This is a genomic window from Archangium primigenium (assembly GCF_016904885.1).
GTDB lineage: Bacteria > Myxococcota > Myxococcia > Myxococcales > Myxococcaceae > Cystobacter > Cystobacter primigenius.
On sequence record NZ_JADWYI010000001.1, the window covers coordinates 322,515 to 343,190 of the forward strand.

Consider the following 20,676-nt stretch of genomic DNA (forward strand, 5'->3'; position numbering starts at 1 on the left):
GACGGTTTTTGGTCGCATCGCTTTCAGAGGTGCGCCGTGTCCACCCGTATTGCTGGCCCGCGCATGCTTGGCGTTCCGCTGCGCCTCCTGCTGCGCGTCTGGTTTCTCATTGTCCTCACCCTCCATGCAGCATGCGCCACGGGCGTTCCTCGGAGCTGCCTGCTGGTGGGTTCGTCCTACCAGCCACCGACACCCCGTTTCCATGAGGACGCCCGGCCTCCCACGGCTGAAGCGGAGGCCAGGGGGGCGGAGGAGGGCGAGGTTGCGGACGGGCTGGTTCGCCTCTCCCTGCCCACACGATTCGGGGCCGTGCAGGTGAGGGACTTCGAGCTCAACGAAGCCCTCGCCACCCTGGTGCTGAACATGCCGCTGCGGGTGGCCGACTCCCGTTTCCCACTCTACCTCCACCGGAAGCTGGCGCTGGCCTCCTTCCCGCTCACGGGCGAGGAGTGGCGCACGCCCCTGGCGCGGTCCTACGGGAGCTTCTGCGAACAGCAAGGCACGCCGGGCGACTGCCTCGAGTTGTTCAAGGACGGGCCGGGACTGGGCGGCGAGGACAAGCGCGACCTGGCCCTGGCGCTCTCAGTGAATGCGGCGCTGGAGGCCCGCGACGCGGAACTGCGCGGCATGTTCTCCAGGACGCAGCTGTGGACGACGCTGAGCATCACCCTCATGGGATACATGGCCTTGGTCGTGGCACCCGAGCCCGTTTCCAAAGGCGTGGCCGCGGCGCTGGCCCTGCTCATGTGGGGCTACCTGGGATGGGAACTCTTCGACCTGGTACGGGCCTGGTTCAAGCTCTGGGAGGAGGCGGCGGAGGCCAGCACGTTCGCGGAGCTGCGCGAGGCGGGAGACCGCTTCGGCAAGGTCATCGGGCCCAACAGCGTGCGGATTCTCCTCCTGCTGGGCACGGCGGCGGTGGGGGAGACGGCCGCGCTGGTGTCCAAGACTCCGAAGCTGCCGGGCTTCGCGAAAGCCGCCGGTGCGATCGAGTCCCATGCCGGCATCCGAGACGTGCTGACGGCCGTGCGGGAGGCGGACAAGGTGAAGGTCGTCGTGGCCGAGGGCACCATCCGTGTCGTCCTTCCCGCCAATGTCTTGGCCATGACGGTGGACGGGCCATCGAAGTCCGAGCATGCCCGGCAGCGACAGATAGAGGGCCGGCCTGTCGGGACAGCGCTCAACGATGCGAGGAACGCTCGCCCTGCCGATGTATTCATTCAGTCGGAGAACGACAGATTCGTCATTCGGGGTCCGAACGGTCGAGAACACATCTTCGAGCAGAACGGTACGCACGTTACGACTGTAGCTGTGCGCAGCGCGGCCGCGCACAGGAGTAGAGTCCAAAGTGGTGTTCTCCGGCTGGCGACCGAACACGAGTTCAATGCATTCAAGTCTCTCTTCGAGAGGTGATATGGAACCCATGAGTCTGGAGGTGGTGCTGGAACTCGTTTCTGGCGACATCGTTGGCATGAAGCGCCATCAGGAAGTGCTGAGGACACTTCTCTCCAGTCCAGCCGGTGTGTGGCGGGATCTCCGGCAACTCGACCCAACAGACGCGCTCGCAGCGGAGTGCCAAAACCACTCTCCGGACGTGGGTCCAAGGGTTCTGGATGGTCTCCGGCTCGTGTGGACGCCTCATCCGGATGAGCCGTCAGACAGTCCTTACTGTCTTATCCTGTTCTTCTACGGCCGAGACGGGCTGATATGGCACTCCCTGGCCATCTTCAACCGCGACACGCTGTAATGGCATCTTGTAGGGCGAGGCGTGGAGTCGCGGTCGTTGCCGCGGCACTGGGACTGATGCGCTTTTGTGGCTCTCCCGCGGTTTGTGTGCAGCCCGTGTGCGTCTGGCCAGTTGCCCGAGCGCGCCGTGCCTGCTTGCCTCTTCGAAGCACATCAAGTGCGGTGTACTCGAAGAGTGAGCTTGTCTACGCTCGTGTGGACCAAGCGCTGGGAAACTGTCGCAGCATCGCGGAATGCCGGGCGCGGCTGCGGCCCGCGCTGGATGAACTCGCCCGACGAATCTCGACCCCCGGAACGGAGTTGAACCGGCTCGTCACCTTGGGGAAATGACGTTAGAACAACCCCATGTCCCAGCGATTCTTCAGACTGGCGGACGACGTCCAGGTTCCCCACCGCTGGCACTTGGGGACGCCTCTCGACGAGCAGGGCCGCGAGGTCCACGACTGGGACTTCAAGAGCGGCTCGCCCCTGCGCGTGGAGGGACGGTTGAAGACTGCCATCGAGACCCACGGAAAGCCGCTGGACTTCTCCGAGGCCGGAATCCGAATTCCCGTCGTCCACGTCAAGGTAGCCGTGATGTTGGCGGAGCGTGCCCCCCATGATGTGCAACTCATCGTCACGGACATCGAAGGCCAGTCAGCGCAGTACCGCATCCTCGTGACCACCCGTCGCGTCTCCTGCATCGACGAAGCGGCGTCCGAGGTGAGTTTCTGGAAGCCCGAGCATGGAGTGCCCGAGAAGGTCGGGCACTACATGGGGGTGGACTGCTTGCGCATCGACAAAGCGCGGGTCGGCGACGCCAAGGTGTTCCGTCCCGAGGGGTGGGAGGTCGCGCTGATCGTCTCCGAGGAGATCAAGGACGCCTTGGAGCGCATGGGCGCGACGGGCACACGCTTCGAGGAGGTTTGACGCTACCGCGCCAGGCGGGGCGGCCGGGGTCCGCGTCGGGCCTCCGTGCGCTCCCAGAACAGCAGCGCGTCCAGCTGCGTCCGCGAGCACCACTGGTGCCGCACCCGCAGGGCGACGCTCGCCTCCAGGCGGCCGGGCCGCAGCGCCAGCGACACGTGGTGAAGCCGCCGCACGAACGCGCTCACCGCGCCGGGCGGCACGAACGGCGCGTCACCGCGCAGATGCCCCGGCCAGTCCTCCGGCGCCGCCCCCTGGTGGATCACCCCCGGGAAGGCCATGAGCCCGGCGCGCTGCTCCGCGGAGCACAGGCCCCACCCCTCGAGCGCCTCCAGGAACCGCCAGAGCCGCGGCGAGTGATCCGGCCCCGGCCGCACGTAGCAGTCCAGGCTCACCCCGGGTCGCACCTCCTCGCCCACGTCCAACTCCAGCGCCAGCGTGTCGAGCAACGGTGACGCCCGGCCCAGCGCCTCCCCCAGCGCCGTGCGATCCCCCGTCCAGCCCACGGCCTCCAGATAGGCCGGCACCTGGTGGGGCACGAACCCGCGCAGCCGCAGCCTCGCGGAGGACGGCCGCGGCTCGCCCCGGGCCGCGAGCTGGTAGACCCACACCCCCGGCGGGAGCGCCGCCAGGCACCGGCCGACCCGCGCGATCACCGGCGCCGACAGGACGCGGCCCGTCAGCACCCGGGACGCCTCGGCCCACCAGCCCAGGTCCGCCCCCGGCACCAGCAGATCCTCCCGGGGCCGCAGGTACACCGCGGGCACCGGGTCCGCCGCGCCCGACGCCTCCCCGTCGAACTCCCACCACACGTGGAGGACGCGATCCGCCAGCGCCTCCTCCGACTGGCTCCAGAGGCCGCAGAAGGCCCGCAGGCGCTCCCAGGCGACCCCCTCGAAGAGCCCCATGCCCCGCCCCTCCGCCACCAGCTCCCCGCCCGGCCACCGCCGCACGGCCAGTTGCAGGTCCGCCCGCGCCTCCGCGCCCCCCAGCCGGCACACGTAGCCGAAGTGCGAGGTGAGCCGGGCCGGCAGCCGCGCGCTGATCGCGTCCAGGTGCGTCAACGCCCCGCGCGACAGCAACCGCTCCGAGAGAAAGGGGTGAACGATGGCCCTCAGGGTCTCGCTCAAGCTTTCCTGACTTTCCTGGTCTGGAGCGGATTTCAAGTTCACGCGCCGAACTCACACAAACAGGCCTGGACATGCAAGGAAAACCTTGCTGGGGGGGGGGTGTGGGCAGACGGCGCCCAGGTAGACTGGTGTCGCCATGGCTCGCCGAAAGAAGGCCCCCGCCGCCACCGACGAAAGCACCCTGCGCGTGCGCAACCTCATCGCGCTGGACGCCGCGCACCTCATGCGCCGGCTCAATGCACGCCGGGACGAGATGTTCATCCTCTTCTCGCGCCTGCGCAGCCGCGCGCCCATGCTGGAGACGCTCGCCACGCGCTACACGAGCGCCACCTTCCACGAGCTCATGCACCTGCCCGCGCGCGAGCAGACGGTGGTGGACCAGTTCTACGAGTGTCTGGACACGCTGCGCTGGTACTTCACCTACACCGAGGACATGCCCAGCACCGCCCAGCACACCTTCAACACCCTGCACCGGCGCCTGGAAGAGGCGTACCGCAAGCTGGTGACGGTGCTCGGACTGCCCGTGTCCCCCGAGGGCGGCACCGTGGTGGAGGCCGAGGTGGTGGCGCAGGCCGAGGCCCCCGCGCCCGAGGCCCCCGCCCGGCCGCGCCGGACCCTCAAGTACCTCCCCTGAGCAGCGAGCGAGCAGGCGTCCCCTGACGTCGGCGCGCGCCGGCCGGTTCCTGGGTGGCCCCGGGGTTTGCGTCTAGACTCCGCCCTCGCATGTTCGATGCTCCTCGTGCCCGACGGTGGACGGGCCTCCTCCTCGTGCCGCTGCTCGGCGTGCTCGCCTGGGGGCTGTCCCGGCCCCCCTCGGATCCCGCGCCCCAGCGCCGTCCCCGCGCCAAGCGGACCGCCCGGCCCCAGCCGCCCAAGCCCGTGCTCGTCGCGAGCGCCCCGCCCGCCGCGCCCGCTCCCGTGCGCCGCCTCCGGCCCGCGCCCTCGCCTCGGGCCCTGCGCCTGCACCAGCTCGGCGAGAAGCTCGGCACCGCGCCGCCCCGGCTGGACAACCCCTGCGTGGCCCCCGAGCCCGGCGCCGACACGGGCCCCGAGGCCGCGCCCTGCGCCCGCACCGCGCTCGAGCCCTTCTTCGAGTCGCTCGACGCGCTCATGGCCGCCCGGGCCACCGGCCCCACCACCATCGCCGCGTTCGGCAACTCGCTCATCGCGGGGGACCGCATCGTGGACGTGGTGCGCGAGGAGCTGGGCGCCACCTTCGGCGACGCGGGCCGGGGCGTGCTGCTGGTGGACAGGCTCGCGCCCTACGGGCCGCGCGCGCGCTCGGGCCACGCCCAGGGCGAGTGGGAGCCGCGCACGCTCGGGGAGATGCAGCAGGCGCCCCTGCCCTTCGGCCTGAGCGGCACCTACCACCAGTCCGTGAGTGCCCGGGCCCGCAGCCGCTTCACGGTGGAGGGCGAGCGCCGGGGCACGCTCTGGTGGCTGGACGTGCCCGAGGGCGGCGCGCTGTCGGTGCGCACCGAGGGCCAGGTGCTCGCGGCCACCGAGCCCCGGGGGGAGGGCGAGGCGCGCTCGCTCGCCTTCGACATCCCCAAGGGCACGCGCTCGCTGGAGGTGGTGGCCGAGGGCAAGGGCGCGGTGGTGTTCGGCGTGGTGCTGCAGCGCGCGCACCCGGGGCTCGTGCTGGACACGCTGGGCGTGCCCTCCTCGGACGCCAACCTCTTCCTGCGCGCGAACGAGGACATCTTCCGCGCCCAGTTCGCCGAGCGCGCACCCCGGCTGCTCGTCTTCATCCTCGGGGGCAACGAGGCCAAGCGCCTGGAGTGGGGCCGCTCCAACCTGGAGGAGGTGGAGCAGGGCCTGCGCGACTTCGTGCGCCGCGCGCGCGCCGCCGGTCCCGACGCCGCGTGCCTGGTGGTGGGCCCCATCGACGCGGTGCGCGGCGGCACCGGGGCCCAGCGCTTCGTGCAACGCCCCTACCTGGACGAGGTCATCGCCGTGGAGCGCCGCATCGCCCTGGCCGAGGGCTGCGCCTTCTTCGACATCTTCTCCGCCATGGGCGGCGAGGGCTCGCTGGCGCGCTTCGTCGAGGCCGGGCTCGTGCACGAGGACCTGGTGCACCCGCGGGGGCAGGGGTTGGACCTGCTCGGGCAGCTCATCACCGACGCGCTCGTGACCGCCTGGGTGGAAGGCGCGGACACCCCGCCTCGAGCCGCCCCGCCGCGCACCAGCGAGGCCGTCCCATGAAGGCGTGGGTGCTCTCCGCGCTCCTGCTGGGGAGCACGCCCGCCGAGCGGATCCCCGAGGCGCGGCCGGACCCCTTCGTCCCTGGAGTCCCTGGTGTCCCTGGCGTCCCCATTCCCCTCCCGCCCGCGGTGGAGGGGCTGTCCCCGGAGACCGAGCGCGCGCTGGACACGCTCGTGCGGGCCGAGCTGGCGCGGAGCCCCCATGGGGGCTTGTCCGTGGGAGTGATGCAGGGCGAGCGGCGCTGGGTGCGCGGGTATGGGCTGCGCGACCAGGCCCGGCACAAGCCCGCCACGCCCCGCACCACCTACCGCTTCGCCTCCATCACCAAGTCCTTCACCGCGGTGGCCGTGCTCCAGCTCGTGGAGCAGGGGCGGCTGAGCCTGGACGCGGAGGTGCACACGCTCGTGCCCGGCGTGCCCGCCCAGCCCTGGCCCGTCACCGTGCGCCAGCTGCTCGGGCACCTGGGCGGCGTGTCGCACTACGACGGGCCCGAGGCCGCGGAGAACGTGCGCCGCCTGGACACCGCGGGCGCGCTCGCCCTGTTCGTCAACAAACCCCTGGTCGCCGAGCCGGGCACGCGCTTCGTCTACAGCACCTGGGGCTACAACCTGCTGGGCGCCACCGTGGAGGCCGTCTCCGGCCAGGCGTATGGCGAGTACCTGCGCGCGCACGTCTTCTCCCCCGCGGGCATGCACACCGCGGCGCTGGACGACTACCGCACGCGGGACCTCGAGCAGGCCGTGGGCTACCGCCTGTCGCAGGGCCGGCTCGCGCCCTCGCACTACCTCGACGTCTCCAGCCGCTTCGCCGGCGGGGGCACGCGCGGCTCGGTGGAGGACCTGCTCGCCTTCGGGCGCGCCCTGCTCCAGCACCAGCTGGTGTCCGAGCCCACCACGCGGCGGATGTGGGCCCCCATGAGCACCCGCGACGGCCTGTCCACCGACTACGGCATGGGCTTCGCCACCTATCCGCTGCGCGGCCACGCCGTGGTGGCCCACGCCGGGGGCCAGCCCGAGACCACCACCCTGCTGCTCATGCTGCCCGCCGAGGACGTGGTCATCGCGCTCGCCACCAACCTGGAGGGAGACGCCAAGCGGATGCGGCGCCTGTCCCACCGGATCATCGAGGTGCTGCGCGAGGAGGGCCACGTGCGCCGGGAAGGCGCGCTCGCGGACCCCGTGGACGCCGTGGTGCACGAGGGACTGGCGCGGCTGTTCACCTACGGGCTCGCCTACCAGGCCGGGGTGATCGACCCGCCCGGGATGCCGGAGCCCGGCGGCCCCCCCGCGCTCGCCGAGGCCTTCGCCCAGATGACCGCCCTGCTCGAGCGCGCGAGCATCGCCGCGGACCCCGTGGCCGCGCTCGCGCGGGTGCGCGCCGCGCATCAGCCCCGCGAGGGCGCGCGGCTCATCCACGTGGGCCTGGAGATGGCGCGCACGCTCGAGCGCGCGCACGGACGGGACGCGCTCCAGGCGTACGCGCGGCGCGGTCCGCTCGCCTTCTTCACGGACTACCTCGCCGAGTGCGAGCGCGCGGAGCACCCCGCGGGGCTGTGCTTCAGCGAGTCGGTGCGCCAGGACGCGCGGCGCTTCGACGCCACGTGGCGGCGCGCCCAGGTGCCCGCGCTGGTGCGCACCCGCTGGGACGAGGTGCCGCGGCCCGAGTCGCTCTGGTCCTCGGTGGAGGCCGCGAGCGCGGGCCGCTACCCCCATCCCGACTACGCCGAGGAGATGCTGCGCGTGGCGGCGCACCAGGCCCGGCTCGGCCGACCCGAGGAGCAGCGGCGCTGGCTCGAGCGCGCCGTGGCCCTGCACCCGCGCTCGGAGGAGGCGCGCCTGGCGCTCGCGCGGGTGCGTGCCCCCGCGGGCACGGCGCCCGGCCGGACCGTGCCCGCCGCGCTTGGCGAGGGCCCCGTGCCCGACAACGCCGGCCTGCCCCGCCGCCCCCGGCCCTGAATCCGGACCGGTGGTGCGTGGGCACCGGGACGACCTGACGCCCGCACGCCCGCCTGCTCCCCTGTCAGTGAAATCACGGGAAGCCCGGACATTTCGGACGCCACCTGCTATTCAGGAGCCCTGTCCCGGGCGGGGTCCGCCGGACGGGTCGAGGAGCGCGCACCGGGTCCGCCCGAGGGAGACGCAGGACGTGACGGAGCGGCTGGGCAAATACGAGTTGGTGCGCAAGCTCGCCACGGGAGGCATGGCCGAGGTGTTCCTCGCCAAGGCCGCCGGGCCCATGGGCTTCGAGAAGACGCTGGTGCTCAAGCGCATCCTTCCGCACCTGGCCGAGGAGCCCGCCTTCGTGGACATGTTCCTCGCCGAGGCCAAGCTCGCCGCCCGGCTGACGCACTCGCGCATCGCGCAGATCTTCGACTTCGGCGAGTCCGAGGGCGCCTACTTCCTGGCCATGGAGTACATCGACGGGCCCACGCTGCGCACGCTCATCAAGCGCGCCGCGTCCCATGGCCTCGTCGCGCCCGCGACCGTGTGCGCCCGGCTCATGTCGGACGCGTGTGACGGGCTCGCCTTCGCCCACGGCTTCATCGATCCGGACACCCAGCAGCCCCTGGGCCTCATCCACCGCGACATCAGCCCGGACAACATCCTCTTGTCGCGCCAGGGCGAGGTGAAGGTGGTGGACTTCGGCATCGCCAAGGCCACCGGCCAGAGCGCGCGCACGGAGACGGGCGCCCTCAAGGGCAAGCTGCCGTACATGGCCCCCGAGCAGGTGCGCTCCAAGCCGCTCGATCAGCGCGCGGACGTGTACGCGCTGGGCGTGGTGCTCTACGAGCTGCTCACCGCGCGCAAGCCCTTCGTCGCGCCCACGGACGCCGAGCTGATGCAGGCCATCCTCCACCAGCAGCCCGTGCCCGTCACCCAGCTGCGGCCGGACCTGCCCGAGGCCATGGGGGAGATCCTCGACCTGGCGCTCGCCAAGGACCGCGAGCAGCGCTACCCGGACTGCGCCAGCTTCCAGGCGGACCTCGAGGACTTCATCCTCTCGGTGGGCCGGCCCGTGACGACGCAGTACGTGGCCCAGTACATCACCCACACGCTCTCGGGCACCGAGTGCCCCACGCCCACGTCCTACTCCGGCTCGGGACGGGGCCGGCTGAGCCTGTCCGGCACGCCCACGCGTCCGGCCACGGCCTCGCGCCCGGGCACCGAGCCCGCGCCCGTCGCCGCGCCGCCGCCCGCCGCCACCGCCGAGGAGCCGACCCGGGCCGAGCCGCCGCCCGCCCCGGCCGCCCGCGCCCCGCGGCGCTGGGCCCTGCCGCTCGTGGGCGGCGCGCTGCTCCTGTCGGCCTCGGCGATCGTCGGGTGGCGGGCGAGCCAGCCGGAGGAGACCCCGGTGTCCACGCCCCTCCAGGCCCGCGCGCCCACGGACCTCACGCCCAAGGCCTCCGCCCCCAAGGCCCCCGAGCCCAAGGCCCCCGCCCCCAAGGTGGCGGCCGCGAAGGCGGCGCCCCAGGTCGCGGCCCCGCCGCCGGCCGTGGAGCCCGCGCCCGTCGAGCCGGACGCAGAGGAGGACCTCTCGGAGGAGTCCACCGAGTCCCCGGAGGCCACCGCCGAGCGGACGGCGCCCGCGCGGGCCAAGCGCGCCGTGGCGGCACGGACGGGCCCCCGGGGCTCGCTCGAGCTGCGCATCGTCCCCTACGCCACCGTGTACGTGAATGGCCGACGCCTGGGGGACACGCCCATGGCGCCCGTGCTGCTGCCGGCCGGCAACCACACCGTGAAGCTCGTCAACACGACGCTCGCCAAGACGGTGACCCGCTCCATCGAGGTCAAGCCCGAGCAGTCCACCATGCTCAAGCTCAACCTCCAGGAGGAGTGAGGCGCGCCCCGCCGCCTTCACGCCCGGCATGATCGAGCTGCGCATCTGCATCGATGTCGAGAACCTGGAGCGGGCGCTCGCCTTCTACACCCGGGCCCTGGGCCTCACGCCGGGTCGGCGCAAGGGCGACGACTGGGTGGAGCTGCTCGGCGGCACCTCGCCCATCGATCTGCTCGCCCAGCCCGCGGGCAGCGCGCCCGTGCCGGGCATCGCCGCGGTGCGCGACTACCACCGCCACTGGACCCCCGTGCACCTGGACGTCACCGTGCGCGACCTGGACGCCGCCGTCCAGCGTGCCCGGGACGCGGGGGCCACCCTGGAGCGCGGCGGCCTCCAGACGCGCCCCTGGGGCCGCATGGCCGTGCTGGCGGACCCCTTTGGCCATGGCCTGTGCCTGCTCGAGTTCCACGGCGCGGGCTACGACGCGCTCGCCGACTCCTGAGCCGGGCCCACGGGCCCTCCGCCGAGAATCCCCTCGGGCCCTGTCCGGGGCGCCGTGGAAGACTGCGCGCATGTCCGCCGTCGCCCGCTCCCCGCTGCCCGTGCTGTTGACGCTCCTCGTCCCGCTGCTCGCCCCCGCCGCGCCCGCGCGCAAGGCGCCGCGCTTCCCCGAGCGCCAGGCCGACGCGGCCCGCGTGGAGCGCGTGCTCCAGGCCCTGTCCGTGCGCGAGAAGGTGGGGCAGCTCCTCCTGGCCTATCCCCAGGTGGGCAAGGAGACGCCCGTGGAGGTGGGCGGCGTGCTGTTCGTGGGCACCACCCTGCGCAAGCTCGACGCGGCGCGCGAGCGCATCCGCTCGGCCCGGGAGCGCGCGCGCGTGCCGCCCTTCTTCGCGGTGGACATCGAAGGGGGGAACTTCAACCGGCTCCAGCGCCACCCCGCGCTCCAGAAGCTGCCCGGAGCGCAGGAGCTGGCGGCCCTGGAGGACGGCGAGGTGGAGGCCTGGGGCGCGCGCGTGGGCGCGGCCATGCGCGACGTGGGCCTCAACATGAACCTGGCGCCCGTGTTCGACGTGGCGTCCCGGGGGCACATGTTCCGCAACGGCCGGGCCTTCTCCGGGGACGCCGCGCGCGTGCGCCAGAAGGCCACCGCCTTCGCCCGGGGCCTGGCGCGCGCGGGCGTGGCGCCCATCGGCAAGCACTTCCCGGGCTACGGGGACCTGGACGCGGACTCGGACCACGTGCGCGCGCTGGCGGACTGGACGCAGGAGCGCGTGCGCCAGGAGGCCGCCGTGTTCCGCGCGGCCGACGCCGTCCTGGGCGGGGTGATGATGTCCAACATCGTCTACACGGCGTATGGCCAGGCCCCCGCCATCCTGGAGCCCTCGCTCGTGGCGCTCGCGCACGAGGGCGGCGGCCTCGCGGTGACGGACGACGTGGCCATCGCCGCGCTCGCCGAGCATCTGGGAAGCACCCGCGAGGAGGTGGTGCGGCGCGCCTTCCTCGCGGGCAACGATCTCATCCTCACCACCGAGCCCCCGGACTGGTCCGGGGGCCTGGACTACTTCGGCATCCTCGTGCCGCTCGTCCAGTCAGACCCCAAGTACCTGGAGCAACTGGACGCGGCGGTGCGGCGGGTGCTGCGGCTCAAGGATCGGCTGGGTCTGCTGGAGGGCTGGACGGGATGATGCCGGGGCCCGGTCTCCGGAACGAGGAGGACAGGGCCACCTGGAGCGCCGCGCGCAGCTGCTCCGAGGTGTGGGCGTGCAGGGACACGCCGTTGCCCGCGAGCGCCATGCTGTGCAGCATGGGCTCGTCCGGCCCCGCGAAGTTCACGATGGACGTGCGCAACGACTGCACGCCAGGCAGGTCCTCGCGCAGGTCCGTGTTGGCCAGGAAGAACGCCACGTCATCCATGAAGTTCTTGTTGCCCCGGCCCAGGCCCGTGGGCCAGTTCCAGTCCGTGTAATCACACACCTCCTTCGAGCGCGCGAACTGCTCGCAGTAATTCACACCGCCCACGTCGGGATTGCGCTCCGGGTCATGGGAATTGAAGGTGAGCAGCGAGCCATCCGGGTGCCGGGCGCCCTGCTGGATGAGCAGCTGCATCATCCGGGTGATGGGCACCGTGTTGTCATAGAAGGGCCGTCCGCCCGTGATCACCACCACCTGGCTGCCCTGGGTCGGCGAGCAGTAATGCTTCAGCTTGGGGTCCGCCGACTCGAAGGGCTGACCCGGCAGGTACACCCCGTTGACGGCCCGGGGCGGCTTGACCCACTCGTCCGACGCGAAGCCCCAGAGCTGTCCCGACTGCCCCGTCTGGGTGTTGTCGTAAGTGCCCCCGTTGCAGCAGCCCGGCCAGCCGAAGCCCGGATGGAGGGGCTGCTTGAACCAGTTCTCCCACGTGTTGTACGGGCCCGTGCGCTTGGAGGAGGAGAAGTAGCCGCCCAGGCCGAACAGGGCCTCGCCCGTGGACCGCTCGTTGTTGCGGTACTGGATGTTGTTGAGGGCCGTGCGCAGGGCGTCCTGATCCGCCACGGGCAGGGCTCCGCCCGTCGCGGCCTCGCACGTGGGACGCAGCGCGATCCCGGACAGGATATCCGGCGGGTCATACCAGCCATGGTCTGGGCCGAACGTGGCCACGCTCAGACGCACGTCCGTCGCGGACGCGACGAGGTCCTTGAGCACCTTGCGCGCGATGACGAACTTGGGCGGGCGCAGGTTGAGCACCCCGCCCTTGACCACCCACTTGCGCAGGGCCTCCTGCGACAGCGGCGGCTCATCCACGGCCCGGGTGGGGCTTTTCATCGACCCCGTCGACAGCGCGGACACCACCGGCCCCCGCCACCAGCCCTTGGTCTCCAGGCACTTCATGCACTCGTCGATGACGGGCGTGAAGTAGTAGACCGACTCCCAGCCCACCGTCTGGTAGCAGGCGTTGAGGGTGTTGTTGCCAGCGTCGAGGGTCTTGAAGTCATAGGTCAAGGCGTAGGGCGACTCCCGGACCTGCCAGCCCAGGCGCCGGCCCCGGGAATGGTAGAACTTCTCCGCCTCGAAGAAGCGCGAGCCGAGCGTCGGATCCGCGTCGTACGGAATGGCGCCGTTCTTGCGCACGGACAGGCTGTCCTTGTCGTACCAGCTCATCGCCTCGACGAGCGCCGGGTCCGTGCAGCCGGTGTTGATGAAATGGCCCGCGGGCCCGTTGCCGCCCGGCTCGCCGGGCGCGGGGTTGACGGGCGTGGGGTAGAAGCCCGGGGTGAAGACCTCGGGCAGGGGCACGGGGTAGTTCTGCATGGACTCGTGGTTGTCCACGAGCAGCACGATGTTCTGGGGGGACGGCTGCGCTCCGCCCACGAGGGGCAGGAGCACGGCCCCGAGCGCGCAGACGCGCGTCAGGCCGTGAAACGGATGAAGGTCCATGGGGCACTTCCTGTCTGTCTTGTCACCACGGAGGAGACGGGCGATGCGTCCCTCCCCCCCGAGGCCCGCGAGACCGCGAGCCAGCGCCAGGGACTCACCTGCTCCCCGAAGCTGACAAGTGGCCCCTCATTCTACGGCAGCGGTCTGTCGTGTGTCGCGGAGGCGGAGGTCCGGCCTCCTTGAGGAGGGTCCCCAGGTGGCAGGGAAAAACCGGACGAGGCCGGGTGGGGGGAAGAAAGCCCGGCCTCGTCGCGGAGCACGGGCCCGTGGGGCCCATGCCTGGTCTTGATGAGGGATTGGCTCCAGGAGCCGCCCCCTCACCAAAAACATCCCCTTCGATCTATCCGGTGCGCTCGGGGCGCGCAGTGAAGCGCATCACAGGGAAGCTGTGACGCGGCTCACTGCGCTCACACGTGAAGCGCGGGTATGACGGGAAGCGACTGGCTACAGCGCGCGTCGATCATCGCGCAGCGGCTGGAGTGCCCCGACAGCCGCGAGAGCAACAGGCCCGAGGCGATGAGCGCCAGGTGCGTGAGGCCCTGCGGGTAGTTGCCCAGGAAGCAGCCCGTGCGCGGGTCCACCTGCTCGGGCATCAGGCCCACGTCGTTGGAGTAGCCGAGCAGCTGCTCGTAGAGCCCGAACGCCTCGTCCAGTCGGCCCTCCAGCGCGAGCGAGTCGACGACCCAGAAGCCACACAGCAGGAAGGCGCCCTCCTCGCCCGGCAGTCCGTCCGCATGGACATAGCGGCGCACCAGGGGGCCCGCTCCGAGCTGCTCGCGCACCCGAGCCAGCGTGGAGCGCATGCGCGGGTCCGTCGCGGGAAGGAAGCCGTGGTTGGCCATCAACAGCACCGAGGCGTCCAGCTCCGTGCGGCCCAGGGCATGGGTGAAGGCGCCCACCTCCGGGTCGAAGCCGCGCGTCTCCAGCAGCTCGCGCAGCGCGTTGCGCGCCGCCGCCCACTCGCCGATCGGCCCGCCGTTGAGCCCGTGGCGCTGGGACAGCTTCAGCGCGCGGTCCACCGCCACCCAGCACATCAGCTTCGAGCTCACGTAGTGCTTGGGCGTGCAGCGCTGCTCCCACAGGCCGCTGTCCCGCTCGTGCCAGCGCCGCGCCGCCTGGGTCGCCAAGGCCCGCACCATCCGCCAGGCGCCCGGGCGCATCTCATGCCCGTCGGGCGACGTCTCGAAGAAGAGGTAGGCCGCGGTGATGACCTCGCCGAAGACATCCAATTGCAGCTGGCCATTGGCGCCATTGCCCACGCGGACCGGCTGGGCGCCCTGGTAGCCCTCGAGGTGCGTCAGGCACGTCTCCTCCTCCGGGCAGCCCCCGTCCGGGCGGTAGAGCACCCCGGGGGGCCGCTCATCCAGGCCCAGGGACTCGAGCCAACGCAGGAACGCGCCCGCCTCGTCCACGTAGCCCAGGCTCATGAGCACGTGCATCACCCACGCCGAGTCGCGCAGCCAGGCGTAGCGGTAGTCCCAGTTGCGCGTGCCGCGGGCGCACTCGGGCAGGGACGTGGTGGGCGCGGCGATGAAGGAGCCACTGGGCGCGTGGATGAGCAGCTTGAGCGTCAGGGCGCTGCGGCGCAGCCAGGCCGCGTGAGGCCCGCCGTAGTCCCCCGCTTGAATCCACCGCGTCCAATGGGCGCGCGTGTGGATCAGGGCCGCGTCCGCCTCCGCGTCCGTGGGCGCCGGGTCCGCGTGCGCGCCGCCGGACGTCAGCGTCACCCAGTGGCGATCGCCCGCGCGCACCCGCGTCCGGGCCGTGAGCGCGCCGTCCGCGCCGGGCCCGAGCCGACCGGGCCCCCGCAGCGCCAACGCCTGTCCGCCGCCCCACGCCCGCGCGAGCCGCTCGCGCGCCTCCAGGTGCACGGGCGCCCGGGCGAAGTCGAAGGTGGGCCGGAACACGGTCTCCACCTCCACGTCTCCGGACAGGCCCTCCACGAGCCGCAGCAGCCGGGGCTCACGCCCCTCGTGCTCCACGGGCATGAAGTCGGTGAGCCGCACCCGGCCCCGCGCGGTCTCGAAGTCCGTGACCAGCACGCAGCTGTCGCCGTCATAGCGGCGCGTGGCGCCATGGGCTCCCGTGGGCCCCACCCGCATGTGGCCTCCCTGGCGCGCATCCATCAGCCGACAGAGCACCGCAGGCGCGTCGAAGCGCGGCAGACACCACCAGTCCACCGAGCCATCGCGTCCCACCAGCGCGGCCGTGCGCATGTCGCCCACGAGCGCGTACTCCCGCAGGGGCAGATAGCCGTCACGCCGAGAAGGACCCATCCCGGGACGGTAGGCATGCCCGGACACCTTGGCCGGGGGTCCAACACCCGTGCCGCCTGGCCGCTCCACGGCCCGGGCGCCTGGAATCAGGGCTTCTCCAGCTCCTCGGGGTGGAAGACGCGCGAGGCCACGCGGTCGAGGACTTCATCGCCCCACACGGCGCTCGCCGCCGCCAGGCGCTTCATGTCCTGGGCGAACTGCTTGCCCTCGGGGATGGTGGTGTACTGGCGGCTGAGGAAGAGCCCGCGGTTTTCCCGCTCGTAGTCCACCTCACCGCCGCCGGTGTCCATGCCCTCGCGCGCCTCGGCCTGGAAGGCCTCCAGCACCCCGGGCTTGGGCGGCTCGCTGAACTTGTACACGAGCGCGCTGCACTCCAGCGCGCCCGGGGCCTCGTGGAACTCGAAGTACACCTGCGAGTCCCCCGTGCCGATGCCTCCGAAGCCCTGGGCATTGAGCCCGGGGCTGAGCACCGCGCCCTGGGAGCGCACGTACCAGCGCACCAGCTCCCCGGCGGACTCCCGCGTCACGGGGCCACCACTCGGGGGCGGCGGCGGGCCGAGGCCCACCGCGGACATCAACCACTGGAGCATGGGGCGTGCACTCCTCGAGAGAGCGGCGGGGACTACTTGGCGGCGCGGGCCTGATCGAAGGGCTGGCGCTGCGGCAGGTACGCGTCGGCCAGCGAGTGCGCGCCGCCGATGCCCGAGCCGAACTCGAAGCGCTTGATGACGGCGCCCTTGCCGCCGTTGCGCGCCCACTCGTCCACGCCCTTGCCGTTGCCCTGGCCGAACCAGGTGGGGACGATGTCCTTGTTGTTCACGTAGTGCACGTACTGGGGGCCGTCCGGGAAGTTGGCGGCGGCACCACCGAAGGTCTCCACCTTCACGCCGCTCATCTTCTTCTCCACGTCGGCCTTGCTCAGCCCGTCTTCGATGCGCAGCCGGTTGGCCACGTCCTTGAGCGCGCGGCTGGTGACGAGCGCGCCCTGGCTGTGCGCCATCACGTGCACGCCCCGGCCCGCCTTGAGCTCGGTGTAGATGGCGTCCGCCATGGAGTCCACGGCCGGGTTCTTGCCCTTGTCCAGCTTGTCCGCCACGCACTGGGCCAGGTCCGCCACGATGCCCTCGGTGGCGTTGTGCACGCCCACGACCTTGGCGCCCGTGCGGTCGGCGATCTGCTGCATGCTCGCGAACTGGGTGTCCTTGTCGTTCTGGATGCCGTTGACGTAGAGGACCGTCTCGGAGGGGTTGGGGTTGTTGCGCGGGGTGACGCCCGGCACCTGGCCCATCGGGGTGCCCGCGGGGAACGTCTGGCCCCCGGCGCCCACCATCACGCCGTCGAACACCTTGTCCGACTTGCCGAACAGCTTGTTGACCGCGCCCTTCACCTTGGAGGCGGCGCTGTCGAAGGTGTCCGCCACGACGTTGCGGCGCGCGGCGGCCGGCGCCGTCGTCTGGGCCGCCACGGTCTGGGCGGTCTTCTCCACGGGAGACGTCGTCCCCGTGCGCACGGTGTTCGGAGAGGAGTTACGGATGGTGGTCATGGGGCACTCCGTGTCGGGGATTCGGAAGGGAGAAAATCTTTGAAGTATTGTCGCACGAGCGGGGCGGAAGTTGCGCTCCCCCCGTGGATCATCCCCCATGAGCCCCCAAGTCGCTCCGGGCTTCACTCGGGGCGCGGGTTGAGCCCCGGGGCGGGCGGCGCCATAGTGCCGCCCCCCTTTCCGCCCCCCCCTCCCGCGAGCCCCCCATGAGCCTGTTGGACCGATTCAGCTTCTTCGATCGCGAGGTCATGCAGGACCCCTACCCCTACTACGCCGAGATGCGTGAGCGGGCCCCCCTGCTGTGGAACGCCCCGCTCCAGGCGTACCTGGTCACGCGCTACGAGGACGTGGCCCACGCGCTCAAGAACCCGGCCCTGTTCTCCTCGGCGAGCCCGCGGCTGGGGGGCCAGCCCATCGACGCCATCGGCACCATCCTCGGGGGGCCCGCCTCCCCGGCGCTCATCAACACGGACCCGCCCCTGCACACGCGCCTGCGCGCCATCGTGAGCCGCGCGTTCACCCCCAAGCAGATCTCCGAGCTGGAGCCGCGCGTGCGCGCGCTGGCCCGGGAGCTCGTCTCGGGGATGGTGCGCGCGGAGGAGTTCGACTTCATGGAGGGGCTGGCCACGCCCCTGCCCGTCATCCTCATCGCGGAGATGCTCGGCATCGAGCCCGGGCGCCGCCACGACTTCAAGCGCTGGAGCGACGCGCTCATCTCCGTGGCGTCCGCGGGAGGGCCCGGCCCCGAGGCCCGGCGGGACGCGCGCGAGATGCACGCGTACATGACGGGCATCGCCGAGGAGCGCCGCCAGCGGCCCCAGGGGGACCTCATCTCCCTGCTCGTGCAGGGCAGCGAGGAGCAGCGCCTCACGCCCGAGGAGGTCAACTCCTTCGCACTCTTGCTGCTCCTGGCCGGCAACGAGACGGCGACCAACCTCATCGGCAACGCCCTGCACGCGCTGCTCACCCACCCCGAGCAGTACGACGGGCTCACGCGCAACCCCTCGGACTGCGGCGCCGCCATCGAGGAGGCCCTGCGCTACGAGTCCCCCGTGGTGTCCGCGCTGCGCCGCACCACGCGCCCGGTGGAGCTCAGCGGCGGCAGCGTGCCCGAGGACACCATGCTCGTGCTCGTGCTGTCCTCGGCCAACCGCGACCCGCGCAAGTTCCCCGAGCCGGACCGCTTCGACATCCAGCGCGCCCCCCAGGGCGTGCTGTCCTTCGGCCAGGGCATCCACTACTGCCTGGGCGCGCCGCTCGCCCGCATCGAGGCCCCCTTGGCCCTCCAGGCGCTGGTGGAGCAGTGTCCTCGGCTGGACTTCGCCGCCCGGCAGCCCGCCCGCCCAGACTACCCGCCGTCCTTCGGCGTGCGCGGCATGCGCTCGCTCTGGCTCCGGCGCGGCCCGCCCGCATCCAATCCCCCGTCCCAGGCGTAGGGAGCCCAGGGCACCCACCCGCCTGTCTGGACCCACGCCGCTCTCCGAGGACCCATGATTCACGTCGACGACCAGCTTCCCGAGTACCTCCTGGGGACGCTGGAGCGGGAGGCCCGGCTCGCGGTGGAGCACCACCTGGCGCGCTGCGAGGCCTGCTCGGCCGCCCTGGAGGGCCTGCGCCCCGCGACCGAGGCGCTCGCCGCGAGCGTGACGCCCGTGGCCCCGCCCGCCGGGCTGGGCACGCGGCTGCTCGCGTACATCCGCGGCGAGGGGCGCTTCGCGGACTTCGTGCCCGAGCTCGCCCGCCTGTTCGACCTGGACGAGGCCTCGGCGCGCGCGCTGGTGGCCCAGTTGCCCCAGCCGGACGCGTGGATGGAGGGCCCCGCGCCCGGCGTGCTCCTGTTGCCCGTGGCGGGCGGCCCCCGGCTGGAGGGCGCCATGGCGGCCTTCGTGAAGCTCGCGCCGGGGACGCTGTTTCCCGCCCACCGGCACTCCGGTGCGGAGGTGAACTACGTCCTGCAGGGCGGCTTTCGCGAGGACTCGGGGCACGAGGTGTGGCCCGGCGAGCGGCTGGACAAGGCCGCCGAGTCGTCCCACGCCTACGTGGCGCTCGAGGGCCCCGACTGCATCGCCGCCTCCATCCTGTGGGGCGTGGTCGAGTTCGCCGAGGGGGCCTCCTGAGCGAGTCCGACCTGAAAGCACGGCGGGCGGAGCCCCGGGCGGACCCCACGTCGGAGCCGCCCTCGGCCGAGGCGCGCGAGCGGGCCTGGGTCCACCGGGTGGTGCTGCGCGACGACACGGCGCTCGAGGCGCTCTACGCGCGGCTGTCAGGCACCGTGTACGCGGTGGCCCTGGCCGTGCTGCGCGATCGCGCCGACGCCGAGGAAGTCACCCAGGAGACCTTCGTGCACCTGTGGACCCACGCGCGCGACTACAACCCCGCCCGGGGCACGCTCACCGCGTGGATGACGATGCTCGCGCGCAGCCGCGCCCTGGATCGGCTCCGCGCGCGCGCCCATCGCGACAAGCTCGCCTCCAGCCAGGACGAGGCGCGCACCCTCGCCACCCCACCGGCCACGCCGATGGAACTCGCGCAGCGCGCCCGCGACAGCCATGGGGTGAACACCGCCCTGGCGACGCTCTCGCCCGAGCAGCGGCAGACCCTCGAGCTCGCCTTCCACGAGGGCCTGAGCCACAGCGAGATCGCCGCGCGCACCGGCGAGCCCCTCGGCACCGTGAAGACGCGCATCCGCCGGGGCCTCGAGCGGCTGGCGCGCAACCTCACGGCGGTGGAGGGGGAGTGAAGGGCCCGGCATACGAGGACCCTACGCGACGAGGCGGGGAATGGATTCACCCCGCCCCGCGCTCCGGCTACGGCGCGGCCAGCACCTCGATGCGCGTCACCGGATTGCCCTGGGCGTAGAGGTCCGCGGACGTCTTCACGCGCATGCCCTTCTCCAGGCTCGCCAGGCTCGCGGGCCGGCCATCGCGCAGCACCCGCACGCTCCGGCCGAGGGAGAACGTCCGCGTGCCCCCGCCCGCCTCCTCCAGCACGAGCTGTTGGGCGGAGACCGAGCGGATGCGGCCCGTGTAGAGCACGTTGGCCACGGCATAGCCGTCCGAGTCCCCGCCACCGCCCGTGCCCTCCGAGCCCGTGGGGTAGCCGATCCCCGTGGCACCGTCGGGCGCCGCGGCGTTGGGGTCGCCGATGGCCGAGGTGCTCTCGGAGCCCGTGCCCGAGCCGCCCGTGCCGGTCATGCCCGAGCCGCCCGTGCCCGAGGTGCCGGCGGTGGATTGCCCCGCCTGGGCCTGGCCGAGCTGCGTGCGCATGCGTGCCAGTTCCTGCTGGAGCTGGGCCACCTGGGTGCGCAGCCGCGCCACCTCCAGCCGGTACTGGGCCTCGGTGAGCTGGGAGGACGAAGACGAAGACGAGGACATGTCCTGCTGGGACATCCCCGAGCTGTCCTGGCTCGTGGACGTGTCCTGGCTCGTGGACGTGTCCTGGGTCAGGGTGATCACGCCCGTGCTCGCCCCGGTCCCCGAGACGCGCGAGCCCAGGGAGATGTCATCCCCCGAGTACGCGCCCGGCGTGGGCGACGGGTAGAAGGACGGAAAAGGGGTCTGCGCTCGTCCGGGCTCCGCGCCCAGCACGAGCACCATGCCCACCGCGGCGACCCCCACGCCCATCCAGGTGTGTTTCCTCATGAGACCACTCCTTTCCAAGCGTTTGAACGAGGGAC

Annotated in this window: 17 protein-coding genes and 1 pseudogene; 12 read left to right on the forward strand and 6 right to left on the reverse strand. The window is 72.2% G+C overall.

The genetic code is table 11. From position 1 onward, the window contains the following. The first annotated feature begins 36 nt into the window (after window positions 1-36). The 3 genes and pseudogenes from sitA5 (at window position 37) to I3V78_RS01395 (ending at window position 2,655) form a co-directional block, all read left to right on the forward strand. Complete coding sequence (gene sitA5, locus I3V78_RS01390) at window positions 37-1,413, forward strand: SitA5 family polymorphic toxin (protein WP_204484517.1); 1,377 nt, start codon at window positions 37-39, stop codon at window positions 1,411-1,413. A gap of 510 nt (window positions 1,414-1,923) precedes the next feature. Continuing rightward, window positions 1,924-2,076: pseudogene (locus tag I3V78_RS40440) on the forward strand (AHH domain-containing protein); the annotation flags it as partial. A 15-nt stretch (window positions 2,077-2,091) separates the two neighbouring features. After that, the gene (locus I3V78_RS01395) at window positions 2,092-2,655 is read left to right on the forward strand and encodes an imm11 family protein (RefSeq protein WP_204484518.1); all 564 of its coding nucleotides are present in this window, start codon (window positions 2,092-2,094) and stop codon (window positions 2,653-2,655) included. A gap of 2 nt (window positions 2,656-2,657) precedes the next feature. Here the strand turns inward: I3V78_RS01395 and I3V78_RS01400 are convergent, their stop codons facing one another. Continuing rightward, window positions 2,658-3,782, reverse strand: a complete 1,125-nt coding sequence (locus I3V78_RS01400) for a hypothetical protein (RefSeq protein WP_204484519.1) — start codon at window positions 3,780-3,782, stop codon at window positions 2,658-2,660. Between the two features lie 136 nt (window positions 3,783-3,918). On the opposite strand from I3V78_RS01400, the gene I3V78_RS01405 reads away from it, so the two are divergent. The 6 genes from I3V78_RS01405 (at window position 3,919) to I3V78_RS01430 (ending at window position 11,449) form a co-directional block, all read left to right on the forward strand. Next, complete coding sequence (locus I3V78_RS01405; protein ID WP_204484520.1) at window positions 3,919-4,416, forward strand: hypothetical protein; 498 nt, start codon at window positions 3,919-3,921, stop codon at window positions 4,414-4,416. An 89-nt stretch (window positions 4,417-4,505) separates the two neighbouring features. Further along, window positions 4,506-5,987 carry a GDSL-type esterase/lipase family protein gene (locus tag I3V78_RS01410; RefSeq protein WP_204484521.1) on the forward strand — a complete coding sequence of 494 codons (1,482 nt, stop codon included), beginning with the start codon at window positions 4,506-4,508 and terminating at the stop codon, window positions 5,985-5,987. Next, window positions 5,984-7,942 carry a serine hydrolase domain-containing protein gene (locus tag I3V78_RS01415; RefSeq protein WP_204484522.1) on the forward strand — a complete coding sequence of 653 codons (1,959 nt, stop codon included), beginning with the start codon at window positions 5,984-5,986 and terminating at the stop codon, window positions 7,940-7,942. The genes I3V78_RS01410 and I3V78_RS01415 overlap by 4 nt, the downstream gene beginning before the upstream one ends. Window positions 7,943-8,132: 190 nt before the next feature. Continuing rightward, window positions 8,133-9,824: a protein kinase domain-containing protein gene (locus I3V78_RS01420; protein ID WP_204484523.1), complete on the forward strand. Its 1,692-nt coding sequence runs from the start codon at window positions 8,133-8,135 to the stop codon at window positions 9,822-9,824. A 28-nt stretch (window positions 9,825-9,852) separates the two neighbouring features. After that, window positions 9,853-10,266, forward strand: coding sequence for a VOC family protein (locus tag I3V78_RS01425; RefSeq protein WP_204484524.1), 414 nt, complete (start codon window positions 9,853-9,855; stop codon window positions 10,264-10,266). Window positions 10,267-10,336: 70 nt separating this feature from the next. Next, window positions 10,337-11,449: a glycoside hydrolase family 3 N-terminal domain-containing protein gene (locus I3V78_RS01430; RefSeq protein WP_204484525.1), complete on the forward strand. Its 1,113-nt coding sequence runs from the start codon at window positions 10,337-10,339 to the stop codon at window positions 11,447-11,449. On the opposite strand, the gene I3V78_RS01435 is transcribed toward I3V78_RS01430, so the two are convergent. The 4 genes from I3V78_RS01435 to I3V78_RS01450 all read right to left on the reverse strand — a co-directional run bounded on the left by I3V78_RS01435 (window position 11,409) and on the right by I3V78_RS01450 (window position 17,000). Next, the gene (locus tag I3V78_RS01435; protein ID WP_204484526.1) at window positions 11,409-13,181 is read right to left on the reverse strand and encodes a hypothetical protein; all 1,773 of its coding nucleotides are present in this window, start codon (window positions 13,179-13,181) and stop codon (window positions 11,409-11,411) included. The two genes, I3V78_RS01430 and I3V78_RS01435, sit on opposite strands and share 41 nt — an antisense overlap. A 407-nt stretch (window positions 13,182-13,588) precedes the next feature. Next, complete coding sequence (locus I3V78_RS01440; protein WP_204484527.1) at window positions 13,589-15,457, reverse strand: glycoside hydrolase family 15 protein; 1,869 nt, start codon at window positions 15,455-15,457, stop codon at window positions 13,589-13,591. An 86-nt stretch (window positions 15,458-15,543) separates the two neighbouring features. Continuing rightward, complete coding sequence (locus tag I3V78_RS01445) at window positions 15,544-16,047, reverse strand: hypothetical protein (protein ID WP_239576247.1); 504 nt, start codon at window positions 16,045-16,047, stop codon at window positions 15,544-15,546. Between the two features lie 32 nt (window positions 16,048-16,079). Continuing rightward, window positions 16,080-17,000 carry a hypothetical protein gene (locus I3V78_RS01450; protein ID WP_204484528.1) on the reverse strand — a complete coding sequence of 307 codons (921 nt, stop codon included), beginning with the start codon at window positions 16,998-17,000 and terminating at the stop codon, window positions 16,080-16,082. A 206-nt stretch (window positions 17,001-17,206) separates the two neighbouring features. On the opposite strand from I3V78_RS01450, the gene I3V78_RS01455 reads away from it, so the two are divergent. The 3 genes from I3V78_RS01455 to I3V78_RS01465 are packed head-to-tail and all read left to right on the forward strand — an operon-like array spanning window position 17,207 to window position 19,740. After that, a complete protein-coding gene (locus I3V78_RS01455; protein ID WP_204484529.1) occupies window positions 17,207-18,436 on the forward strand; it encodes a cytochrome P450 in 1,230 nt (409 codons plus the stop codon). A gap of 54 nt (window positions 18,437-18,490) precedes the next feature. Continuing rightward, window positions 18,491-19,117, forward strand: a complete 627-nt coding sequence (locus I3V78_RS01460; protein WP_204484530.1) for a cupin domain-containing protein — start codon at window positions 18,491-18,493, stop codon at window positions 19,115-19,117. Then, window positions 19,081-19,740: a sigma-70 family RNA polymerase sigma factor gene (locus I3V78_RS01465; protein WP_204484531.1), complete on the forward strand. Its 660-nt coding sequence runs from the start codon at window positions 19,081-19,083 to the stop codon at window positions 19,738-19,740. The genes I3V78_RS01460 and I3V78_RS01465 overlap by 37 nt, the downstream gene beginning before the upstream one ends. 67 nt (window positions 19,741-19,807) lie before the next feature. Here I3V78_RS01465 and I3V78_RS01470 read toward each other — a convergent pair whose 3' ends face one another. After that, a complete protein-coding gene (locus I3V78_RS01470) occupies window positions 19,808-20,641 on the reverse strand; it encodes a coiled-coil domain-containing protein (protein WP_204484532.1) in 834 nt (277 codons plus the stop codon). Between the last annotated feature and the right edge of the window lie 35 nt (window positions 20,642-20,676).